Here is a 17,517-nt window from a genome sequence, read left to right as displayed (position 1 = left end):
TCGCCATCCTGCATCGACTATTTACCGGCGGCGCGCAGGGCTACGTAGGCGGCACCGATGATGCCGGCGTCGTTGCCGAGCGAAGCGACCTTAATGGGCGTCTCGCGCGAGGCGGAAAGCGCGTAGCGCTGGAAGTGCTCACGAACAGCGTCGAGGTAGACATCGGCCGAAGCGGACGCGCCGCCACCGATCAGGAACACCTCGGGGTCAACCACGTTGGCAATAAGCGCCAGAGCACGACCGAGATAGTCGGCCATGGTATCGGCTGCGGCAAGCGCAAGCTTATCGCCCTCGCGGCAGGCTTGGAACACGTGCTTGGAATCGGAAGGACCGGTGAGCTCGATGGGCTCGACGCCCGCCTTCTTGCACTCGGTTAGGTAGTTGCTCACCACGCCGGTGGCGCTGGAATACTGCTCCAGGTGGCCATGGCCGCCGCAGCCGCAGGTGCGCTCCTCAGCCGGGTTCAGACACATGTGGCCAATCTCGCCGCCGGCGCCCACAACGCCCGATACCACGTCGCCGTTAACGATAACACCGCCGCCCACGCCGGTACCGATGGTGACCATCACCACGTTCTGCACGCCCTTGGCAGAGCCGAGCCAGGCCTCGCCCATGGCAGCGGCGTTGGCATCGTTCTCGTACTTAACGACCGCGTCGGGGCAGTGCTCCTGAATGGCGATCCTCAGCTCGGGCAGGTTAATGGCAATGTTGGCCTTGACCTTGGCATCGCCCGACGCCGGGATGGGGCACGGAACGGCCAGGCCAATGCCCGCCACAAAGGCGCGCGGAATCTGGGCCTTGGCAACCACCTGGTCGATAGCCTCGGTCACCGCGGCAAAGCCCGCAGCGTCAACGATGGGAGGCGTGGGCACGCTGGCCTTGGCCAGCAGGTTTCCGTCCTCGTCGAACAGACCCTCCTTAACCGAGGTACCGCCGACGTCGATGCCGATGTAATACTGCTTGGGTTCCATAGGGGCCCACCTTTCTCGTTTAATCATTGCCTGTATGGTACCGCTCCCAAGGCAAAAACCTACCAAAAAGGGACAGGTTTGTTTTGGTAGGTTTTATCCGGGGAAGCGCAGAATACGGGATTCGGTTCGCTGGGTGCTATATCGGTTCGGCCCCGTCCTCGGACCGATCATTTCTCAACACGACACTACCCAGATGTTTATCACTTAAAACGCTCTGATTTTGCAAGCAGGGCGAGTTTTTATTTTATCTTTCTCGAACTTTTCAACAACTCAATAGAGATACTTAGGTATTGACTATACTTTTTTATTCTCAATCAGGTTGGAAAGGAGGTTCCATGATTCCCAAATACGAGTCGATAGCTGCAGATATTCGTCGAAGTATCGAGAATGGCGCTCTTAAACCGGGCGACAAACTTCCCACCGTCGTTGAGTTCTGCGAGCTCTATAGCGTTTCCAAAATCACCGTCAAACGAGCTATCGAGCAAATCACCGAGGAAGGTCTTATTACCAGCCGGCGCGGATCGGGCACCTACGTTAAGGACACGGCGGGACTTCCTGACAAGGCGTTTTTCCAGGGCAAGAACGACCGCGCCCAGGGCTTTTCATATGCACACCGCGGGGAGAAGGTTGCCTCGGTGGTCTACGATTTCTCGATCGTCAATCCGCCGGCGGACGTCGCCGCCCAGCTGGGAATGGCCGAGGATGACTTCGCCTATCACATCGTTCGTGTGCGCCAGGTCGATGAGAAGCCCATCGTTATCGAGTACACCTATATGCCAATCGAACTGATTCCGGGCCTTAAAAAGAAAGACCTATACGGATCGGTCTACAGCTTCATTCACAAGCAATGCGGGCTGAAGATTTCAAGCTTCCACCGCACTATCCGTGCTGTAGCGGCAACCGAGGAAGAAGCTGAGCGCCTGGACACCAAACCCGGCTCTCCCCTGCTCGAGCTCAGCCAGATCGGCTTCTTGGATAGCGGCACTGCTTTTGAGCATTCGATCTCGCGCAACGTTGGCGACCGCTTTGAGCTGCACAATGTAACGTTGGCATAGGTTTTTGTAGTTTTGTAGTCATGCGGACGCTCATTATGTTTAGAAGGGGCGACCGCACAACACCATGGGGGTATGAATATGTCCGATTTGATTAAACTGACGCCGATCTTCCACGAGAAGATCTGGGGCGGCCGCCAGCTCGAAACCGTATTTGGCTACGACATTCCCGAGGGCCCCATCGGTGAGTGCTGGGCCATCTCGGCCCATCCCAACGGCGACTGCCAGATTGCGGAGGGCCCGTATGCCGGTCACACGCTGTCGTGGCTGTGGACCGAGCACCGCGAGCTCTTTGGCAACTGCGAGGGCAAGGAGTTCCCGCTGCTCATTAAGATTCTGGACGCCAAGGACGATCTTTCGATCCAGGTTCATCCCAACGACGAGTACGCCGCCGAGCACGAGAACGGCAGCCTGGGCAAGACCGAGTGCTGGTATGTGCTGGACTGCGAGCCCGGCGCCACGATCATCGTCGGCCAGCGCGCGCATGGCCGCGCCGAGGCCGCGCAGATGATCGAGGAAGGCCGTTGGGACGACATGCTCAACGTGCTGCCGATTCACAAGGGCGACTTTTTCCAGATCGATTCCGGTACCGTGCACGCCGTCAAGACCGGCACGCTCATTTTGGAGACGCAGCAGTCGAGCGACGTCACCTATCGCCTGTACGACTACGACCGTCCCGGCACCGACGGCAAACTGCGCCCGCTGCACATTGAGCAGAGCCTCGACTGCATCGACTTTGATGCTCAGGCTCCGACCGATGGCACGGTGACCGCGCCCGAGGTGGGCGGCGTGACCGAACTCGAGTCTAACTCCTGCTACACCGTCGATCGCGTACGTGTTGACGGCAACAAGACCCTCGACCAGCGCTGGCCCTTCATGTGCCTGTCGGTCATCGACGGCGAAGGCACCGTCTGCGGCGACCCCGTCCACAAGGGAAGCCACCTGCTGGCTCCGAGCACCGTGGACCAGATCGAACTCGAAGGCAAAATGGATCTGATCATCAGCCACCTGTAAGCTACCGATCCCCGAGCGCTCGCCGGGATGAGCGCGGGGTTTGATCGCCTGCTCGGGCAGTCCTGCTCGCACGGAGAGCACATTAAGTACTCTCCGGCTCGTGCGGAACTCGCGATCGACCAAACCCCGCGCCCCATCCAGGCGAGCCTCCGACTAGCAACAACAATCAAAACGCAACAAGGGGCTCTTCCGTTCATCAACGGAAGAGCCCCTGCTATACATAACGAATCAAGGTGCCTATAGGTAGACCTTTTCGAGAAACGATAACGTGTCCTGAAGCCGAGCCCTTTCCTTACGGTTGGTCTGCCGATTTACATACGAATTAAAGTCCGTAAGAAAATCCTCCGCATCAACCCTCATTTGCCCCGTTAGCTCCAAACGTGCTGAGGACGACAACAAACCGGCAAGTCGAGCAACATCTGAACGATGCTTCCGCCGATCTATATCGTTGCAATGACGCCCTTCTTCATAGCTCCTGTTGATATCAATGTGCGCACGCATCTTGAGGGGGATGATATGGAGCGCATCGAGCAACGTGATGCCCTCTACGTTCGTTGTGTTGTCGCGAATAAATTCGTAGTAGCCATCGTCGAGAATAATGGCGGAAAGACTCGATATCGCCCCGTCAAAGGAAAGAGGAGCTACCTCGCTCATTTCGTCTTCGAGCACAAAATCGGGATGTCGGGCAAACAACTCGATTTGACCGGGATAGTCTAGGGCTCGCCTTGATCCTTTGGGCAAACAGAACCGATAGTAAGTGCACTTTCCATCGCCGACCTTTCCAACCTCGTATCCAGCTGCTTTGATAAATGCCCACAATGCAGCGGCGAATTCAACGCCTTCCCCATCAACAATTACGACGACATCCAAATCTTCGGTTGCCCTAAACGAATCACCTTCGCTGTCAAATAGAACGCTGCAGGCCCCTCCACCAATAAGGACGTAACCACCTTTGCAACTGCTCATGGCGTCGGCAAATCGCTCTATTCCCTTCACTTTTGGCATATCGCCCTCCTGAGCTGTTCGACCGCATCGAGCAGACGGTCGTCTTTGTAATTCGTTTTTGCGCAGGCAACGTATAAGGAGAACGGGTCGACACATTGCAAACCCGTCGTGTCAAAACTAACATCGAACGGCTCGTCCACGGGATACGACCAGACCTCAATCTCGATAGCAGCCGGTTCGTACCACTGGGCCTCCAGCCATTTGTCGCCCATATGCTCTTTTAAGGCCTCTAGCTGATACTTTTCGAGAGCAATGGTTGGAGCAGAGTCTTCATGGGCAAGATCGGACATATAGCTAAGGGCAGACACACCGGAAAGCAGCGCATCAACGGCCCGCAATTCTACCCTGTTGATTGTCCCCTTAAGCCGAATGCGTTCTATAACTGGCGTGCGAAGATAGTCCTCAAACCCATCCAGCAACGTCTCGGTCGACAGCCCGGCGTCGCACAATATACGCTTTTTGCCGTCACGCATAATCAGCCCAGGAGCTATAGCAGCGATTTCCGAAAGATAGCCGCTGACGCTTGCCGCGCTTTTGCCACACAAACGCGCTAGGTCGCCGGCGGAGCAGTCAACCCATCGTCCCGCAATGAGATTTAGAACGATTCGTTGAGATTGGGGCGAAAGCGGGGCAGCAAGAGAAGCACCCAGCACCTCATCGGAAATAACGGCTCCGATAAACGGCAGAAACGCATTTCGCTCATCTCGGATATATGCAAGCCCCTCCGAAGAAAGCGCGCGCATAAAACCTAAATCCATAGCATCCCAGCAAATTGCCACCGGACGAGCATCTATCTTGCGCACTGCATTGACGAGATTTCGCGCCGAAATGACACTGGGCGGTTCTTTTGGTTCCGCAACAATAAAACGGCCTTGCTCAGACATGCCGAGTCGTGCCAAGCGAAGCGAAAACCGCTCAAGATACATGCGAGGAATCTGCATCTCAACTGGCTCTGAGTCGATGGCGAGCTCTAAAGAGAAGAGTCTTTTAGGGAGACAATTTAGCAGCATGTCCACTCACCGTTTTCATTTCAGTTAGATTTTAGTATCTATCTGAAATTATACTGAATCGTATAAAATCATCAATCATCAAAGCCAAGCGCACCATTCAAAACGCAACAAGGGGCTCCCCCGTTCTTTAACGGGGGAGCCCCTTGCCATATCTATTTATCAGCCTACCCGGTTCTCCAGATCAAAAAGCGCACGAGCAAAGTGACGTTCGTCCAGCAACGTTACCCAAGGATCTGGGCGGGCGTATAGGGCAACATCGATCGCGGGTTTTGCACGCAAAGGAGGCCACTTAATGTGGCCTCCGTCTTGCGCAGGACTGCCCGAGCAGGCGACCAAAGCCCCCGGCGCGCCCGTCTAGCCAGATGTACGGGTTTTCCAGGTGCGGCAAATCGGCCTGAAAGAGGAGGGCATAGACCTTGAGGTCATGCCCGACGATTGAAGGCCGAAGTGCCGTGCCTGGGAAAGCCGCCTAGGTCAGTTTCACTATAGGTGCAAAGCCCTTCATAAGCTTTTTGGTCTGGCCGGTCTTTTCGAATTGAACCTCGATCATGTCTCCGGCGACCAAGATCACGGTACCCGCGCCAAAGGTCTTGTGGCTCACGGTATCGCCCGCGGCAAAGTCCTGCGATGCGCTGGCGCGATCGACCTTGCGCTCCACCGTCGGCGACACCTTAGACGACGGCTTTTTGGCTCGCGGCGCGCCCGAGCCAAAGGTCGAGGCAACACGGCCGGCGTCGGGCGAGACCCCACGATGGCGCTCGGTCCCATAAGTGCTGCCGCCAAAGAAATCGTCAAAGCTCGATCCGCCGCGCGAACCGGAACCGCCGGTCGAGCGCGTATGCGAACCGAACACCTTGCCGCCGTACATATCCGAGCCCATACCCGATCCAAAGGTGCCGTGTCGGTCGCCGCGCTTCTCCCAGCCCGTGCCCTCAAAACCAGCAGAACCGATACCGCTAAACTCGATATCCTCAAACGGTATCTCGTTGAGGAAGCGCGAGCGCGGGTTGGCAGAGGTCGAGCCGTAGGTGCGACGCGTGGCCGCATAGGTCAAGAACAGTCGCTTACGGGCGCGCGTGATGGCGACGTAGGCCAGGCGACGCTCCTCCTCGAGCTTACCCGGGTCATCGCTGCCGCTAAAATCGTGCACGTGCGGGAAGATACCCTCCTCCATGCCGGCCACGAACACCGCCGGGAACTCCAGGCCCTTGGCGGAGTGGATGGTCATCATGGTGATGGCATGCGTCTCGCCGGCCAGGGAATCCAAGTCGGAGCGCAGGGCCAGCCACTCCATGAGTGCCGGCAGCGCCTTGCAGGTGAGCGGACCGTAGGTGCGCTCGATCTCGTCGGCATGCACGGCACCCGCCGGCAGCTCTGTCGGCGCGGCATACGCGTTGCCCGCGATGGCGGCGGCCAGGGCATCCTGCGGCGAGAGCACCGGGGCGGCTAGGCTATCGAGTGGATTGGAACCTGCGGCATCGCGCGCGCCGACAAGTGCCTCAAACGAGGATGCCGGGGCGGACGGCCCTGGCTCGGGCGCGGGCGCACTCACCACGACGGGCTCGGACTCGACGCCGGCAGGCACATCGGCAACACCGGCTGCACGCAGCTCTTCCAAGCTCTCGAGCGTACCCTCTATATCCTCGTGCGTCTCCTCAAATTCGGCGGCGACGCCCAGGAATTCCTGGATGTTCTCGGCGCGGCTCTCGGACTCCATGGTGCCTTCGGCGCGGAAAGCCTGCAGCAGGCCCGTCTTATCGACGATCATCTCGACAACATCCTTGAGCTCGCCGTCCATGCGGCGACCCTCGCGCACCAGCGACACAAAGTTCGACAGACCGTTGCGCACCTTGGCGCTAAACATGCCCGTCTCGGCGCACGCGATCTCGCAGGCCTGGAAGAACGAGCAGCGGTTGTCGCGCGCCAGCTGTTCGATCTTTTGGATCGAGGTGGAGCCGATGCCGCGGCGCGGCGTATTGATGACGCGTTTGACGCTCATCTCGTCGGCCGGGTTCACGATCATCTTGAGGTAAGCCATGACGTCGCGGATCTCGGCACGGTCGAAGAATCGCGTGCCGCCCACGATCTTATAAGGCACGCCCGCGCGCAGGAACATATCTTCGAGGATACGCGACTGGGCGTTGGTGCGGTAGAACACGGCGATGTCGTCGTAGCTCGTGCCCTTGGCGTGCAGCTTTTCGATCTCGCCGGCAATCCAGCGACCCTCGTCGCGCTCGTCACTCGCCTGGAAGGCCTGAATCTTCTCGCCATCGCCCTCGGCCGTAAACAGGCGCTTGTCCTTGCGCTGCGAGTTATGGCGTACCACGGCGTTGGCGGCGCTCAGGATATGGCCCGTGGAGCGGTAGTTCTGCTCCAGCTTAACGGTCTTGCAGTCTTTAAAGTCCTTCTCAAAGTCCAGGATATTGGTAATGTCGGCGCCACGCCAGCTATAAATGGACTGGTCGTCGTCGCCCACGACCATGAGGTTTTGGTACTTGGCGGCCAGCAGGTTGGCGATCTCGTACTGGACGTGGTTGGTGTCCTGATACTCGTCGACGCTAATGTAGCGGAAGCGCTCTTGGTACTTGTCGAGCACCTCGGAGCGGGTGCGCAGAAGCTCGAGCGCGCGCACGAGCAGGTCGTCGAAGTCCATAGCATTGGCGGCGCGCAGGCGGCGCTCCAGCTCCAAGTAGACCTGCGCGGCCTTTTTGTCGTTGGGGCTATCGGCGGATTTGAGCATGTCCTCGGGCCCGATCATGGCGTTTTTGGCCGAGCTGATCTTGCTGCGGATCATATTGATGGGGAATTGCTTTTGCTCGATGCCGAGCGCCTGCATAATATCACGCACCATGCGCTTTGAGTCGTCATCATCGTAGATGGTGAACTGACCGGTGTAGCCCAGCAGGTCGGCGTCCTCGCGCAGCATGCGCACGCACATGGCATGGAAGGTACACACCCACATGCCGCGGGTGCCGCTGGGAATGAGTGCCGCCAGACGCTCGCGCATCTCGGCCGCAGCCTTGTTGGTAAACGTAATGGCGAGAACCTGCCAAGGCTTAACACCCAGGTCGCCGAGCATATGTGCGATGCGGAAGGTCAAGACGCGGGTTTTGCCCGAGCCGGCACCGGCGAGCACCAGCAACGGGCCCTCGGTGGTCAGAACTGCCTCGCGCTGGGCGGGGTTCAGGCTGTCAATGTCGACGAACGGCTTGGCGGGCTTGGGTGCCGGCGCGGGAGCGTCGTAGATGTCGAGCGGGACGAGCTCGGGCTCCGGCGCTGCAGGGGCGGTGTATGCATCGAGCGGCACGGGTTCCGGCGCGGGCGGCACGGGTACCGCGGCATTCTTTTCCCAGGGCAAGGGCTGGGTCATGGGCGACTCCTCATCTGACGGACGGCGCGCCTGCGGGCGGCGCCATAGTTTGAGCCGTACCAGTATACCGAGCCGCGCGGACACCGACGTAAATCACACCGCGACTCCGTCCGCCGCCGCCACCCAAGCATCACCAAATAAGTTGCGGTGAAATAGTTCCTGAAACCAGCCTTCTGGCCCCCAAACAGGAACTATTCCACCGCAACTTCGATTGGCTCAGAGGTATAGAATATCTACCATTTCTACCCCGTCCCCAAATGGCAGGAGGGTTGCTGTGAAGCATAGGGTGCTCTATTACATGGTCGACGGTTCGACCGAGGCAGGCCAGGCGGCGCTCGACACAATCGAAGGTGGCGATCAGATTGAGCTGGTGGGCTGCGCGCATGAACCCAATGTCTGCCCCGCCGCCGAGCAGCTGGCCGGCTGCGAGGGCTTTGTCGGCGAGTTTGGTCCCGTCGATGATGCATGTGCCGACGCCATGGCCGCCACGGGGATGCGTATCGTTTCGAACATGTCCATCGGTCTGAACCACGTTGCTGTCGACCGCCTTGCCTCACACGGCATCACCGTCACCAACTGCCCCGGGTATTGCTCGGACGACGTCGCTCAGCACGCCATCGCTTTAATGCTTGACCTGATGCGCCAAGTTACGTTCCTCAACCGCGACGTGCGCGACGGCATCTGGAATCCGATGGGTGGCTACATCATGCACCGCACGCAGGGCCGTACACTGGGGCTTGTCTTTTTTGGCAGCATCGCGCGCGCCGTGGCACCCATCGCACAGGCGCTCGGCATGAAGGTGCTGGTGTGGGCACCGACCAAGAGCGCAGAAGAGCTTGCCGCCGCCAGCTGCGTCAAAGCGCAGACGCTCGACGAGCTGCTCGGTGCCTCCGATATCGTCAGTCTGCACTGCCCGCTGATTCCCGAGACCGAGAGTCTCATTGGCGAGCGCGAGCTTGCGCTTATGAAACCCACGGCGTTTTTGATCAACACGGCCCGCGGACCCATTGTGAATGAGAATGCCTTGGTCGCCGCACTAGACGAGGGCATCGCCAGCGGTGGCACGCGCGGTATCTGCGGCGCCGCACTTGACGTGCTTGCCGACGAAACCGAACCCAACCAGGCCTTGATCGCCCACCCACGCTGCATCGTCACGCCCCATTGCGCCTACAGCACGCAGGAGGCCTACGACACCGTCCGTCGCATGTCGTTGCAAGCCGTGGTCGACAAACTCGTCTTTAACCGCAAGCCCCAGCACACCGTTGCCTGAATGCGGTAAAGGGACAGTCCCTTTACCGCATTCGGCATTGCCCTCAAACCGCCACCAACATTTTTCGAGTTGTTCGGCCTTTTCCACTGGCGCCACGCAAGGGTTACTGAAATAACTTGAGCGTTCTTGTCCTATTTTGGGAATATTCTCGCTAATTTACGCATATAGTTCACAGAAGCAAACACTACTGAGAATGTTAATGGTGCCGAGATGGCGTTTTTGGTCAGCGAGAGACCTCCAAGAGACCGCACAACTCGATTTTTGCTGGTGGCCAGGAAGAACAGCCAGCTCATTCGCCCAGATCACCATCTCCCCCTGGGATTGGTGAAAAGGGGTCAAGCTAATCTGCGCCAAGTTGGTGCAAAATTACCTGACCCCTTTTCACCAATCCTTTGACAAAGAGGGCGGCATAGACCTTTTGTCCATGCCGCCCGCTTTGAATGACAAGCTGTCGCCCTGGCCGCCGCGCAGCGTCAACCAAGTTACAGGCCGAGCATAGGCTCCAGAACAAAGAAGTACGCAAGCACCACGATGCCCAGGATGATGCGGTAGACGCCGAAGCACTTGAAGTCGTGACGGCGGACGAAGCCCATGAGCCACTTGATGGCAATGAGCGACACCACAAAGGCGACGACGCAGCCCACGCCCAAGATAGCGACCTCGTTGGTGCCGAAAGTACCACCCTTAATAAAGTACTTGACCAGCTTGAGCGCACTTGCGCCAAACATAACGGGAATAGCCAGGAAGAACGTGAACTTAGACGCCACCGAGCGCGTGCAGCCCAGCAGCAGGCCGCCGATGATGGTGGAGCCGGAGCGCGATGTGCCCGGAATCAGCGAAAGTACCTGGAAGCAACCGATACCCAGCGCGGTCTTCCAGCTCAGATCTTCGAGCGTAGTGATGGAGCCAAAGTCCAGGCTATCGTCATCGTCTGCAGCGGCAGTCGCAGCGGGCGCGGCAAAATGCGCACCAGCGGGGCGTCCGCCCGCCACCACGGCACGCGAACCGAACGAACCGGCAAGAGCGGCCTGATCGCGCTTGTTCGCGCGCCAGTTCTCAATCACGATAAACAGCACGCCGTACACAATGAGCGCCAGCGCCACGACGGGAGCATTGTAGAAATGCTCCTCCATCCAGTCGTTGAGCGGCAGACCGATCGCCGCGGCGGGAATGCAGCCGAGCACAATCTTGCCCCACAGCACCCAAGTGTCGCGACGGCCCTCCTTGCCCTTGCTGGGAGAAAACGGGTTAAGGTCGTAGAAGAACAGGACGCAGACGGCCAAAATGGCGCCAAGCTGAATCACGACCAGGAACATATTCCAGAACGTCTCGCTCACGTTCATCTTGACGAACTCGTCCACCAAGATCATGTGACCCGTCGACGAAACGGGCAGCCATTCGGTGATGCCCTCGACCAGGCCCATGAAGGCAGATTTTAGAAGCTCGATAATATCCAAAGGGACCCCCTCGTTAGACACCCGCCGGTAGATGTTCTGCGGACGATGCGGGCGATGTCCCATTATCAACCGTTGGCGGTGCGACCGCGCCCGCCCTTACCAAAAAAACTCGCCCGTTCACAGAATTGCGAGCGGTCAAACCGAAATCCTTGGGTATAACTGCGACAAGGTAAAGTGTCCAGCGGTCAACGCACCCGCGCCCGCCCGACGCACGAGCCCCGCGCCCGTGCGATAGACCAAGGAGGAAACCATGAACGAGGGCTACACCAAGGTATTTGTTTCACTCGACGGTACTGAGCAGCAGGATTTTGTGCTCGCACGCGCCATCAAGGTCGCCGCGAACAACGGCGCTAAGCTGATCATCGGCCACGTCATCGACTCCACCGCACTCGAGAGCGCCGGTTCCTATCCGGTCGATCTGGTCAACGGCCTAGAGGAGGCATTTAAGAACTCCATCGCCAAGCAGCTCGAAGAGGCCAAGGCCAATCCCGACATTCCCGAGGTCGAGGTCATGATTCGCGCCGGCCGTATTCGCGAGACGCTCAAAGACGAGATGCTCGACGTGGTCAAGCCCGACCTGGTGCTCTGCGGCGCGCGCGGCCTGTCCTCGATCAAGTATGCGCTCCTGGGCTCGATTTCGACGTTCCTGCTACGCAACACCGACTGCGACATTCTGGTCGTGAAGTAGCGTTGCTCCCCCCGGCCGCGGGGCCTTCGCAGCCTTACTTCAGCGAGCTGGCTGATGGAAAAATGGCGTGCCGCCCCGATTGGGACGGCACGTTTTTGTTATGACACGTTTTTTGTTATGGGAGATTCATTTGAGCCTCATAGCTATGTTCACGTTCGGGAACATAGCGCCAGCTGCCTTAGCTAAGTTCACGTTCGGGAACATAGCCGTCCGCACCGCAAGACGGCCCGACTACTCAAAGTATTGGAACTTGTTGGTCGAGAAGGCAAACGTGACGACAAAGCCTTCGCCGGAGTCGGATGCCGCGGTGACGTCGATGCCCATCTTGGAGCACAGACGCGCCACCAGGTAGAGGCCGATGCCCGTTGCGCGCTTGGTGGTACGACCGTTGTCGCCGGTAAAGCCCTTCTCGAACACGCGGGGCAGATCTGCCGCGCTCACGCCACAGCCGTTGTCGGCAACGATAAGCTCGATGTGCTCGCTTGCCAGGCCCTCGTCCAGCAACGCACCCGAAAACACGATCCTTGCGCCGTCCTCACGCGCATACTTTATGCTGTTCTGAATGAGCTGGCCCAGAATAAACTCGAGCCACTTCTCGTCGGTAAAGACCTCAAAGTCGAGGTTCTCGCACACCGGGGCCACGTGCGCCGCGATGAGCTCACGCGCGTTGGCTTTTATCGCACCCGTCACCAAGGTCTTGAGATCCCAGCGGCGAATCAGGTAGTCGCGCTCCACGACTTCCGAGCGCGCGTAGTACAGCGCCTGGTCGATATAGCGCTCCATACGAGCCAGCTCACGGCCCAGGTCATCCACGCGCGACAGGTCGTCTTCGCTGCCGTCCAGGTTTTCCAAAATCAGGTGAGCCGCCGCCAGGGGCAGCTTGGCCTCGTGGACCCAGCTCTCGATATAGTCGCGATAGTCATCGGTCTGATGCCGGCCTTCGGCAACCTCGTCGCAGGCAGCTTTGCCCACCCGTCGTAAAACCTCGTACTCGAGCTCGCCCTCGGCATAGGTTGGGCATTGCACCATCTCTTGCACCCATGCGGGGCTCTCCAGCTCCTCGGCCGCGCGCTCCAGCTGACGCAGAAAACGGCGACGACGCGCGTACTCGATCACAATACCCAGCATGCCAAAGATCAAGGACACGCCGACCGCCACGACCACGATAGAAACGGGTGCGCCGCCGACCGTCAGCACAAAGCAGCTCAGCAGTACGCCGCCCGTCCACACGGCGACGGGAAGCAGCGCGTCTTTAAAGAATTTGGCAAACGACATGACCGGCACCTAGACTGAATAGCCCTGACCGCGGTGCGTGGTCAGATACCCCTTGATACCGATTTTTTCGAGTGTAGTGCGTAGGCGGTTGATGTTGACGGTGAGCGTATTGTCGTCCACGAAGGCATCGGAGTCCCACAGGTCCTGCATAATAGCCGAGCGCGAAACGATCTTGCCCGCGCGGCTCAGAAGCAGCGAGAGGATACGCAGTTCGTTTTTGGTGAGCACGGTACTGTCGCCGGATGCCGTATTGCTGGCTATGGAGCGGGCGAGATCGAGCTCCAGCCCCTTATGGACGAGCGTGCTGCGCTCGCCCGCCGTCGCGGTGCGACGCAGCAAGGCATTGATGCGCGCCACGAGCACGCGCGCGCTATAGGGCTTGGGAACGAAGTCGTCCGCGCCGAGCGTCATGGCCATGACCTCGTCGATCTCGGTCGTGCGCGACGTGAGGACGATGATGGGGACCTCGGATTCGTGACGGACTTCGTGGCAGATATGCTGGCCGTCCTTGACGGGAAGCGTGAGGTCGAGCAGCACCAGGTCGGGCGCGGCGGCGAGAATATCGCGCGAGACGTGCTCAAACGATTCGCATGCCTCAACCTCAAAACCGGCACGGGCAAGGATATCGACAAGCTCGCGACGAATGGGCTCGTCGTCCTCAACGATATAGATCAGCGCCATGGATTCCGCTCCCCTCTTGGTTGTCTTGCCACCATTATGGCTGCGAAACTGCAGGTGTGCACCGCGCGCGGTGCCAAGGTGACAGAACTGTTCGCGAGCGGGGGCGTTTTGTCCGCCTCGCACTCGCAGCGGTGGCGGGGACCAAAATGATTCTTTAATCCCCGTCCCAAAATAATCATTTAGCGGCGGGCGCGGAGCTTTTCGTAGCCGTCGGCGAAGAAGGCGACCGTGGCGGCGTCGGCCTCGGCGGCGTCCGTCTCGGCGGCGGGAACCACGCCGTGCTCGTCGCTCACCAGGAACAGCGCGCCCTTGAGCTGAGCGGGAATGTCCACGCGCGTGACCGGGATGCCCTTGGTCTGGGCCAGCTGTTCGATGAGCGTCGCCGTGCCGCACAGGCACTCGTCCGCTGGCGCCACAAAGGCCAGCTCACCGTTGTTGACGGCGGCGAGCAGCTCGGGCGCCACGCCGGTCTCGTCGGCCTCGGAGCGAGCCTCGGCGGAGCGGGCACGCAGCGCCTTGGCCGACGTATCGGCCAGCGGCTCGTACTCACCCACCGTCATGGCGGCATTGCCGTTAACGTCGATTACCAGCATGAGTACGCCGTCGCGCGCGGTGTAGTCGCCCTCGGCAAGCGACCACTCAACGTGCTGCTTGGCCCAGCTGAGCATGTTATGGGTAAGCGGTTCGCCCTGCACCAGGCGCTCGGACAACGCGCGGATGTGACGATTGAGCATGGGTACCTTTTTGTTGGACATGCGCCAACGGCAGATGAGCGCAGGCTTGTCGAGCGTGAACTTCTCGACCGCCTCCTGATTGGCGCAAAAATCCTCGTACGCACGCTGATCCTCGGCATTGCCAAACAGCTCGGCATCATCAATCTGGGGCATGGTTGTACCTTTCGTGTTAGTCATTCCGTCCTCTTATACCAAAAAGACGGTCCTCCAAACGGAGCGACCGTCTTTTGCAGAGATTATTTTGACGATATGGTCAGGCGAACGATCAGCTTAATGGGATAGAACAACATCCCATTAAGGGTTTTCCAAGTGCCCGAGATTGCCCCGAAAGAGGAGCGCCGCGTACTAAATGTACGCAAGCGACGGTTTGAGGGGCAAGGTGCGGTGGCTGGGCAAGCCGCAGCGCCGCTTCCCTACTTAATGGCGGAAATGCCTGGCACCGGTGAAGACCATCGCAATGCCGTGCTCGTTGCAGGCCTGGATGCTCTCGTCGTCGCGCTTGGAGCCGCCGGGCTGGATGATGCAGGTCACACCATGCTCGGCAAGCACGTCGACGTTGTCGCGGAACGGGAAGAACGCGTCGCTTGCGCAGGCAAAGCCGCCCTTCTCCACGCCCTCGCGTTCGCAGAAGTCCTCGGCGCGCTCGCAGGCAAGCAGAGCAGAGTCAACGCGGTTGGGCTGACCCGGGCCCACGCCAATGCCGGCCTTACCCTTGGAGACCAAGATGGCGTTGGACTTGACGCCCTTGCAGACCTTCCAGGCAAACTCGAGCTCAGCCATCTCGGCGTCGGTGGGCTTGCGGTCGGTGGGGAACGTAAAGGTCGCGGGATCCTCGGTTACGTGGTCGACTTCCTGCACCAGCATGCCGCCGTCGACGGAGCGCAGCTCCACCTGAGCGCCGTGGTCCACGCCGCCGGTAGCCAGCACGCGCAGGTTGGGGCGCTTAGCCATGCGTTCGAGCGCCTCGGCGGTGTAGCTCGGGGCGATGATAACCTCGACGAACTGCTTGTTCTGATCGGCGAAGTGCTCAACCAGCTCATAGGGAACCTCGCGGTTGCAGGCGATGATGCCGCCGAAGGCGCTCTTGGGATCGCAGGCGAAAGCGCGGTCGTAGGCGGCCGTGATACCCTCGGCAACGGCAGAACCGCAGGGGTTCTGGTGCTTGAGGATCACACAGGCCGGCTCGTCGAACTCGCGGACCAGGTTCCAGGCGGCGTCGGCATCCAGATAGTTGTTGTAGCTGAGCGGCTTGCCCTGGATCTGCTCGGAGCCCACAAGCGGGAACTGCGAGCTCGCGGTGTTCTCGCAGCCTTCGGCAAAGCGATAGACCGTGGCCTTCTGCTGCGGGTTCTCGCCATAGCGCAGGTCGTCGACCTTCTCCAGCGAAACCTCGAGCTTGGCAGAGGTATCCGCCACGTCGCTTGCCTGGGCGGCAAGCCAACGGGAGATAGCCGTGTCGAAGGCGGCGGTGGTCTGGTAGACCTTCACCTGCAGGCGGCGACGGGTGGAAAGCGTGGTGCAACCGCCGGTCTCGCGCATCTCGGCCAGGACGGCGTCGTAGTCGGCCGGGTCGGAGATGACGGTAACGCTCGCGGCGTTCTTAGCAGCGGAGCGCAGCATGGAGGGGCCACCGATGTCGATGTGCTCGATGGCGTCCGCGAAGGTGACCTCGGGGTTAGCGACGGTCTTCTCGAACTCGTACAGGTTGACAACGACCAGGTCGATCAGCTTAATGCCGTGCTGAGCGGCCTCCTGCATGTGCTGCTCGGAATCGCGACGGGCCAGCAGCGCGCCGTGGACCTTGGGGTGCAGGGTCTTAACGCGGCCGTCCATCATCTCGGGATAGCCCGTGAACTCCTCGATGGGGGTTACGGAAATGCCCGCGTCCTCGATGGCACGAGCCGTGCCGCCCGTAGAGATGATCTCGACGCCAAAGTCGTCAACCAGCGTCCGTGCGAAATCGACGACGCCCGTCTTATCGGTAACCGAGATCAACGCGCGTGCGATCTTCACATCAGATCCCATGCAGTCCTCCTGTCTGGTACGCCGCCGTGCTCTGTGAGTCGGTGATACGTCGATCTGCAGCGCTCGCGCAGCGGCATTGAAAATACTGATTCAATGTAGCGCATCGAGCGCGACGATGCACCCCGCAACGGTCGCATGTGCAGAAAAAGCTCGCGAGCGGGGGTTGCAGGTGTGCCACTGGGCACGGTGAGTTGATGGAACACAGGGGCACCATAATTAGATGCCAACGGCGTGGTAGAACTGTGCTCGATATGCATCCGCAAAAGAAAGAGGCACCATGGTCTCGCGGGTTCTCTACCGACCGTTTGATACCGAAGACTTCGACGCCATCGCGCTGATCTTGCAGCAGCTTTGGCACAACAACTCGGATAACGATGAGTACAACCGCCTCGAAGCCGCATGCGATCTTGCCTACTGCCTTTCGTCCTCGACGTTTTCGCAGGTTGCGGTGATTGACGGCGAGGCGCGCGGCATTGCGCTTGCGCGTGCAGGACAGAGCTCCGGCGTCACTATCAACGAGCATTGGATGGATACCGAACGCTCGTTGCTGTCGCAGATGCGCGAGCTAGAACCCGAGTCGTGCGCCGAGTATCTCTCGTTTGTGCGCACAACCATCCGAACCAACAACCGCCTGCTCGAGAAAAGCCCACTGCCGCATGACAACGAAGTCACGCTGCTTGCCGTGGATCGCGACGTCCATGGCCTGGGCGTGGGCTCGGTGTTGCTCGATGCCGCGATCTCGTACCTTTCCTCGCGCGGGGCGACAAGGGCACACCTGTACACCGACTCCAACTGCTCGTGGAAGTTCTACGAGCTGCACGGCTTTAAGCGCACCGCCACGCACCGCGCCAACCGCGAGGAACGCCGCCACGCCATGCCGCGCGAAAGCTTCCTCTATGAGCTCGACCTAACGGCCTAGTCTCAGCAGCCACACCTAGTCATTTAAGTCTGTCCCCAATGACTGA

The 17,517-nt window shown here is 59.6% G+C and carries 14 protein-coding genes; 5 read left to right on the top strand and 9 right to left on the bottom strand.

What is annotated here, in order from left to right; translation table 11 throughout:
• Positions 1-17 precede the first annotated feature (17 nt).
• Entirely contained in the window at positions 18-971 is a 954-nt protein-coding gene (locus tag SFLMC1_RS00715; protein WP_226814313.1) for an ROK family protein, read from the bottom strand.
• Between the two features lie 335 nt (positions 972-1,306).
• Here SFLMC1_RS00715 and SFLMC1_RS00710 point away from each other — a divergent pair, with 335 nt between their 5' ends.
• Together SFLMC1_RS00710 and SFLMC1_RS00705 are read left to right on the top strand one after the other, a co-directional pair.
• Positions 1,307-2,026, top strand: a complete 720-nt coding sequence (locus tag SFLMC1_RS00710; protein ID WP_152074981.1) for a GntR family transcriptional regulator — start codon at positions 1,307-1,309, stop codon at positions 2,024-2,026.
• A 78-nt stretch (positions 2,027-2,104) separates the two neighbouring features.
• Positions 2,105-3,037: a type I phosphomannose isomerase catalytic subunit gene (locus SFLMC1_RS00705; protein ID WP_373422704.1), complete on the top strand. Its 933-nt coding sequence runs from the start codon at positions 2,105-2,107 to the stop codon at positions 3,035-3,037.
• Positions 3,038-3,274: 237 nt separating this feature from the next.
• Here SFLMC1_RS00705 and SFLMC1_RS00700 read toward each other — a convergent pair whose 3' ends face one another.
• The 3 genes from SFLMC1_RS00700 to SFLMC1_RS00690 all read right to left on the bottom strand — a co-directional run bounded on the left by SFLMC1_RS00700 (position 3,275) and on the right by SFLMC1_RS00690 (position 8,422).
• Positions 3,275-4,042 (bottom strand): hypothetical protein, encoded by a 768-nt coding sequence (locus SFLMC1_RS00700; RefSeq protein ID WP_152074983.1) that lies wholly within the window; start codon positions 4,040-4,042, stop codon positions 3,275-3,277.
• Positions 4,030-5,058 (bottom strand): hypothetical protein, encoded by a 1,029-nt coding sequence (locus tag SFLMC1_RS00695; protein ID WP_152074984.1) that lies wholly within the window; start codon positions 5,056-5,058, stop codon positions 4,030-4,032. Before SFLMC1_RS00695 ends, SFLMC1_RS00700 begins: the two co-directional genes overlap by 13 nt.
• Before the next feature lie 463 nt (positions 5,059-5,521).
• On the bottom strand, positions 5,522-8,422 hold the full coding sequence (locus SFLMC1_RS00690) for an ATP-dependent helicase (protein ID WP_152074985.1): 2,901 nt from the start codon (positions 8,420-8,422) through the stop codon (positions 5,522-5,524).
• Between the two features lie 274 nt (positions 8,423-8,696).
• Between SFLMC1_RS00690 and SFLMC1_RS00685 the strand changes: the two genes are divergently transcribed.
• Entirely contained in the window at positions 8,697-9,692 is a 996-nt protein-coding gene (locus tag SFLMC1_RS00685) for a C-terminal binding protein (protein WP_152074986.1), read from the top strand.
• A gap of 482 nt (positions 9,693-10,174) precedes the next feature.
• Here the strand turns inward: SFLMC1_RS00685 and SFLMC1_RS00680 are convergent, their stop codons facing one another.
• On the bottom strand, positions 10,175-11,149 hold the full coding sequence (locus SFLMC1_RS00680; RefSeq protein WP_152074987.1) for an undecaprenyl-diphosphate phosphatase: 975 nt from the start codon (positions 11,147-11,149) through the stop codon (positions 10,175-10,177).
• 250 nt (positions 11,150-11,399) lie between these two features.
• Between SFLMC1_RS00680 and SFLMC1_RS00675 the strand changes: the two genes are divergently transcribed.
• On the top strand, positions 11,400-11,837 hold the full coding sequence (locus tag SFLMC1_RS00675) for a universal stress protein (RefSeq protein WP_006235921.1): 438 nt from the start codon (positions 11,400-11,402) through the stop codon (positions 11,835-11,837).
• Positions 11,838-12,068: 231 nt separating this feature from the next.
• On the opposite strand, the gene SFLMC1_RS00670 is transcribed toward SFLMC1_RS00675, so the two are convergent.
• From SFLMC1_RS00670 to purH, 4 genes are all read right to left on the bottom strand, one after another.
• A complete protein-coding gene (locus SFLMC1_RS00670) occupies positions 12,069-13,112 on the bottom strand; it encodes a sensor histidine kinase (protein ID WP_152074988.1) in 1,044 nt (347 codons plus the stop codon).
• A 9-nt stretch (positions 13,113-13,121) separates the two neighbouring features.
• Positions 13,122-13,793 carry a response regulator transcription factor gene (locus tag SFLMC1_RS00665; protein WP_152074989.1) on the bottom strand — a complete coding sequence of 224 codons (672 nt, stop codon included), beginning with the start codon at positions 13,791-13,793 and terminating at the stop codon, positions 13,122-13,124.
• Between the two features lie 179 nt (positions 13,794-13,972).
• Entirely contained in the window at positions 13,973-14,680 is a 708-nt protein-coding gene (locus SFLMC1_RS00660; RefSeq protein WP_261981416.1) for a hypothetical protein, read from the bottom strand.
• A 264-nt stretch (positions 14,681-14,944) separates the two neighbouring features.
• Positions 14,945-16,552 carry a bifunctional phosphoribosylaminoimidazolecarboxamide formyltransferase/IMP cyclohydrolase gene (gene purH / locus SFLMC1_RS00655; RefSeq protein ID WP_152074991.1) on the bottom strand — a complete coding sequence of 536 codons (1,608 nt, stop codon included), beginning with the start codon at positions 16,550-16,552 and terminating at the stop codon, positions 14,945-14,947.
• Positions 16,553-16,829: 277 nt separating this feature from the next.
• On the opposite strand from purH, the gene SFLMC1_RS00650 reads away from it, so the two are divergent.
• Positions 16,830-17,471: a GNAT family N-acetyltransferase gene (locus SFLMC1_RS00650; protein ID WP_152074992.1), complete on the top strand. Its 642-nt coding sequence runs from the start codon at positions 16,830-16,832 to the stop codon at positions 17,469-17,471.
• The last annotated feature ends 46 nt before the right edge of the window (positions 17,472-17,517 follow it).

The organism is Collinsella aerofaciens, from assembly GCF_901212495.1.
In the GTDB taxonomy this organism is placed as follows: domain Bacteria; phylum Actinomycetota; class Coriobacteriia; order Coriobacteriales; family Coriobacteriaceae; genus Collinsella; species Collinsella aerofaciens_H.
Note: the sequence above shows the minus strand (reverse complement) of the source record. Positions and strands in the feature narration are given on the sequence as shown.

Coding starts and splice junctions, on each gene's coding strand:
- SFLMC1_RS00670 (WP_152074988.1), bottom strand. CDS start 13,112: ATGTCGTTTGCCAAATTCTTTAAAGACGCGCTGCTTCCCGTCGCCGTG.
- SFLMC1_RS00690 (WP_152074985.1), bottom strand. CDS start 8,422: ATGACCCAGCCCTTGCCCTGGGAAAAGAATGCCGCGGTACCCGTGCCG.
- SFLMC1_RS00705 (WP_373422704.1), top strand. CDS start 2,105: ATGTCCGATTTGATTAAACTGACGCCGATCTTCCACGAGAAGATCTGG.
- SFLMC1_RS00650 (WP_152074992.1), top strand. CDS start 16,830: ATGGTCTCGCGGGTTCTCTACCGACCGTTTGATACCGAAGACTTCGAC.
- SFLMC1_RS00665 (WP_152074989.1), bottom strand. CDS start 13,793: ATGGCGCTGATCTATATCGTTGAGGACGACGAGCCCATTCGTCGCGAG.
- SFLMC1_RS00700 (WP_152074983.1), bottom strand. CDS start 4,042: ATGCCAAAAGTGAAGGGAATAGAGCGATTTGCCGACGCCATGAGCAGT.
- SFLMC1_RS00710 (WP_152074981.1), top strand. CDS start 1,307: ATGATTCCCAAATACGAGTCGATAGCTGCAGATATTCGTCGAAGTATC.
- purH (WP_152074991.1), bottom strand. CDS start 16,552: ATGGGATCTGATGTGAAGATCGCACGCGCGTTGATCTCGGTTACCGAT.
- SFLMC1_RS00675 (WP_006235921.1), top strand. CDS start 11,400: ATGAACGAGGGCTACACCAAGGTATTTGTTTCACTCGACGGTACTGAG.
- SFLMC1_RS00715 (WP_226814313.1), bottom strand. CDS start 971: ATGGAACCCAAGCAGTATTACATCGGCATCGACGTCGGCGGTACCTCG.
- SFLMC1_RS00660 (WP_261981416.1), bottom strand. CDS start 14,680: ATGCCCCAGATTGATGATGCCGAGCTGTTTGGCAATGCCGAGGATCAG.